Source organism: Armatimonas sp. (genome assembly GCF_031410135.1).
Taxonomy (GTDB): domain Bacteria; phylum Armatimonadota; class Armatimonadia; order Armatimonadales; family Armatimonadaceae; genus Armatimonas.
The window spans coordinates 1-3650 of sequence record NZ_JANNYP010000385.1; the positions used below are offsets into that span (position 1 = coordinate 1).

Below are 3650 nucleotides of genomic sequence, written 5' to 3' on the forward strand. Positions count from 1 at the left end.
TCGAACCTCACCCGCGCCCGCTACGAGGAGATGCTCACCGAGGCCAAGGAGCTGATCGGGGCGGGGGACATTATTCAGGTCGTGCTTTCCCAGCGCTTCTCGCGGCCCTACGACGGCGATGCATTCGATGTCTACCGCGCCCTGCGCTCGCTCAATCCCTCGCCCTACATGTTCTTTCTGAAGTTCGAGGACGGCCCGATTCTAGTCGGTGCATCGCCGGAGATTCTGTGTACCGTGGAAGATCGCACCGTGCGCGTCCGGCCCATTGCCGGAACCCGCAAGCGCGGCGAGACGCCCGAGGAAGATGCCGCACTAGAGACCGAGCTTCTCGCGGATGAGAAAGAGCGCGCCGAGCACATCATGCTGGTAGACTTGGGCCGCAACGATATTGGGCGGGTCTGTGAGTACGGCTCGGTAAAAGTCACGGACTTGATGGTCATTGAAAAATACTCACATGTGATGCATATTGTGAGCAATGTCTGCGGCAAGCTCCGTAGCGAGATCACCCCGATGGATGTGCTCCGAGCGACGTTTCCCGCCGGGACGCTCTCGGGCGCTCCAAAAGTCCGCGCCATGCAGATTATCGAGAGCCTGGAGCCAACTCGGCGTGGGGTCTACGGCGGCGCGATTGGCTACTTTTCCTACAACGGGAACCTGGATGCCTCTATCACGATCCGCACCGCCGTGATCCACAACGGCAAAGTCCATGTACAGGCAGGCGGTGGGATTGTCGCCGACTCACAGCACGCCGCCGAGTTTGAGGAAACCGTCAACAAGTCCGCCGCCGCCCGCCGCGCGGTCGAGTTCGCCGAAGCGGGCCTCGACACCGTCCCTGCGCTCGCCGAAGTGGTCGAAGGACGCTTCACTCGGCTCGAAATCATCGAGCCACAGACAGTCCCCCTTCGCGGAGCCGGAGGGGGTGGCGGCTCTCAGGCCGCCGGGGGAGGTTTATTATGACAGTCACCATTTTCCGTAACCGTCTCCGTCCCGATGCCACCGAAGCCTACGCCGAGCTCATCCCCAAGATAGCCGAACTGGCCAAGCAACAGCCGGGTTTTCTCTCCATGAAGACCTTCACCGCCGCCGATGGGGAGCGCGTCACCATTGTCGAGTTTGAGAGCGACGAATCTATCGTGGCTTGGCGTGAGAATGGGGAGCATAAAATCGCTCAAGGACGGGGCCGAACGGAGTTCTATTCAGAGTACTCCACCCAGACCTGTGAGGTCATCCGGGAGTCGCGGTTTCCGTGAAAGCCATCCCGCCGCGCCCGGACTTGCCGCCCGCTCGCCTCGACTCCGAGGATCTCGCCCGGCTGGCGCACCTGCTCAGCGGCAAGGTCCAGCTTGAGTGCCCCAAGTGCCGGATTATTCTCAAGCCCTCGGTGGTGAACCGGGAGCTACGGATGGGCAGCAGCCCTGATCTGTCTGCGATAGATCCCAGCCAGCCCAGCCGTCCGCGCTTGGTCTTCTACTGTAGCCTTTGCCAGCGGGTCATCGGCTATGTCCAAGGCGACTCCTGGACGGCCGAGAAGATGGATGCTGATGCCGAGGGGACGCGCTGGAGCCACCTGGAGATGGGCGAAAACAAGTCAGAGAAACTCAAAGTAGGGGACTTCGACCTAGATGACTGACACAGATAAAACGTGGTGTTGTTACTTGCGCTGCTATGTCGAAGCTGCAAGTGCTGAGGCCGCGCAGCCCATCGCCGCTCAGATCTGTGCGATCTTGGAGCGCTTTGTCACGCCAACACTCAAGCCTATTGAGCGCTACTGGAAGATCGCAGAGTACCAGGAAGTGCTATTTGAGTGGCAGCTCGACGATGCCCCCGAGAGCGCACACCTGGCGATTCGTGATGCCCTTGGCCCGCAGTGGCATGAGCAACACGAAGCCGACGCGATCTGGGACTATCGGATGTACGCGCCCTTGGTGATCTCAGGAGTCCGCTGGGCGCAGCTAGAGTACTTTTTGTGCTCTGCAATGGTAACAAATAATGATATTAGTAATTGATAACTACGATTCGTTCACGTATAACTTAGTGCAGTATCTCGGCGAACTGGGCCAGGAGATTGTGGTGCATCGCAACGATGCCATCACGCTCGATGAGATTGCGGCTCTCAGGCCCGACCACCTGCTGATCTCGCCCGGCCCCTGCTCCCCTGCCGAAGCGGGTGTCTCTGTCGCTGTGATAGAGCGCTTTGCGGGGGAGATTCCCATTTTAGGCGTCTGCCTAGGGCACCAGAGCATCGGGCATGCGTTTGGGGGAAATATCATCCGGGCGCAACGGCTGATGCACGGCAAGACCAGCACGATCCATCACGAAAATATCGGGGTCTTTGAGAACTTGCCCAACGACTTCCCCGCCATCCGCTACCACTCCCTGGTGATCGAGCGCGCGAGCCTCCCCGAGTGCCTCGAAGTCACGGCGACCAGTGAGGACGGCGAGATCATGGGCGTGCGGCACAAGACCCTCCCGATTGAGGGTGTTCAGTTCCACCCCGAGTCCGTACTCACCCAGCACGGCCGCGCGATGCTTCAAAACTTCCTGGATCAGCACTAGAACCGCACGCCGTAGGTGAAGACGGGTTCGGTAGAGCCGCCGCGCTGCAGGCGGGTGTAAGAGAGCTCGAAGGTCTGATGCGGGCCGGTGGGCCAGCCGACGAAGAGCCGCGTCCCCGTGCCGCGCCAGCCGTAGCTGCCGAGCCCCGCACCCAGATAGCCCGTTTCTGTTTCGAGCTTTAGTGCCGCCCCGACGCCATGGAAGCCGTTTCGGCCTCGACGAAGGGCCAGCAGGTTCTCGCTGTAGAGGCTCAGCCCGTTACCCACTTTTAGCGAGGACGAAAAATAGGCATCGCCGAGGGGCGCGTTGTTCCAAGCGGTGTTATTGTTGGAAGTATTTGTGTTACTCGACGAACCAAAACCTGCCGTCCCGCCGATCTGGAACTGAAGCTGCGCTGACGCAGGCATCGCAAGGAGTGCAAGCATGCCTCCACAAAAGAGCGTTTTCATAAAGGCATTGTACAATGGGAATGTGAATATCGAGACGATCCGTGTACAGCTGAACTTCCCGCTTGCGGAGGCCACCAAGCCGATTATCTGGCACTTTGCCCACGACTGGGACCTGAAGTTTTCTATTCGTAAGGCTAACATAGACTCCACGATTGGGGGCTACACCGTGCTGGACCTGACGGGCAAGCGCGACAATATAGACGCCGCACTGGAGTGGGCCGCCTCAGAGGGCATCGAAGTGTTAGTGGGCGGCGCGACGGGCGAGGACGAGTGGGTGATCGGCAGATGAGCCAGGTGCACCCCGACGAGCAAGAGTGCAGTATCGGGCTGGTCGTCAAAGAGAGCGCTAGGCTAGGCGAGTTTGTCTGTGAGAACCGGCAGCGGCTCCCTGAGGTGACGATAGCTTACGAGAAATACGGCGAGCTGAGTGCGGCAAAAGACAATGTGATTCTCGTGCTCCACGGCATCACGGGCTCGTCGCACGCCGCGGGAAAGTATGCCTGGACAAATAGATCGCTGGGCTACTGGGACGGCTTTATCGGCCCTGGGAAAGTCTTCGATACGGACAGGTACTGCGTCATCGCGCCCAATATCTTAGGCGGCTGTCGAGGCACCACCGGGCCGTCGTCGGTGAACCCGCTGACC

7 protein-coding genes and 1 pseudogene are annotated in these 3650 nt (G+C 59.9%); 7 read left to right on the forward strand and 1 reads right to left on the reverse strand.

Going from position 1 to position 3650, the window contains the following annotated elements:
* The 5 genes from RMO15_RS13980 to RMO15_RS14000 all read left to right on the forward strand — a co-directional run.
* On the forward strand, positions 1–957 hold a 957-nt coding region (locus RMO15_RS13980), incomplete at its 5' end, for an anthranilate synthase component I family protein (protein WP_309713708.1).
* On the forward strand, positions 954–1250 hold the full coding sequence (locus tag RMO15_RS13985; protein WP_309713710.1) for an antibiotic biosynthesis monooxygenase: 297 nt from the start codon (positions 954–956) through the stop codon (positions 1248–1250). The genes RMO15_RS13980 and RMO15_RS13985, both read left to right, overlap by 4 nt.
* Positions 1247–1630 carry a hypothetical protein gene (locus tag RMO15_RS13990; protein ID WP_309713713.1) on the forward strand — a complete coding sequence of 128 codons (384 nt, stop codon included), beginning with the start codon at positions 1247–1249 and terminating at the stop codon, positions 1628–1630. The genes RMO15_RS13985 and RMO15_RS13990 overlap by 4 nt, the downstream gene beginning before the upstream one ends.
* Entirely contained in the window at positions 1623–2006 is a 384-nt protein-coding gene (locus RMO15_RS13995) for a hypothetical protein (RefSeq protein WP_309713716.1), read from the forward strand. The genes RMO15_RS13990 and RMO15_RS13995 overlap by 8 nt, the downstream gene beginning before the upstream one ends.
* The gene (locus RMO15_RS14000; RefSeq protein WP_309713719.1) at positions 1990–2556 is read left to right on the forward strand and encodes an aminodeoxychorismate/anthranilate synthase component II; all 567 of its coding nucleotides are present in this window, start codon (positions 1990–1992) and stop codon (positions 2554–2556) included. The genes RMO15_RS13995 and RMO15_RS14000 overlap by 17 nt, the downstream gene beginning before the upstream one ends.
* Here the strand turns inward: RMO15_RS14000 and RMO15_RS14005 are convergent.
* Positions 2553–3005, reverse strand: coding sequence for a hypothetical protein (locus RMO15_RS14005; protein ID WP_309713722.1), 453 nt, complete (start codon positions 3003–3005; stop codon positions 2553–2555). The two genes, RMO15_RS14000 and RMO15_RS14005, sit on opposite strands and share 4 nt — an antisense overlap.
* A gap of 22 nt (positions 3006–3027) precedes the next feature.
* Between RMO15_RS14005 and RMO15_RS14010 the strand changes: the two genes are divergently transcribed.
* Positions 3028–3294, forward strand: coding sequence for an NIL domain-containing protein (locus RMO15_RS14010; RefSeq protein WP_309713725.1), 267 nt, complete (start codon positions 3028–3030; stop codon positions 3292–3294).
* A pseudogene (locus RMO15_RS14015) lies at positions 3291–3650 on the forward strand (homoserine O-acetyltransferase); the annotation flags it as partial. The gene RMO15_RS14010 and the pseudogene RMO15_RS14015, both read left to right, overlap by 4 nt.

Excerpts from the sequence above, each read along its gene's own strand:
- RMO15_RS13985 (WP_309713710.1), top strand. The coding sequence starts at position 954 with ATGACAGTCACCATTTTCCGTAACCGTCTCCGTCCCGATGCCACCGAA.
- RMO15_RS13995 (WP_309713716.1), top strand. The coding sequence starts at position 1,623 with ATGACTGACACAGATAAAACGTGGTGTTGTTACTTGCGCTGCTATGTC.
- RMO15_RS14000 (WP_309713719.1), top strand. The coding sequence starts at position 1,990 with ATGATATTAGTAATTGATAACTACGATTCGTTCACGTATAACTTAGTG.
- RMO15_RS14005 (WP_309713722.1), bottom strand. The coding sequence starts at position 3,005 with ATGAAAACGCTCTTTTGTGGAGGCATGCTTGCACTCCTTGCGATGCCT.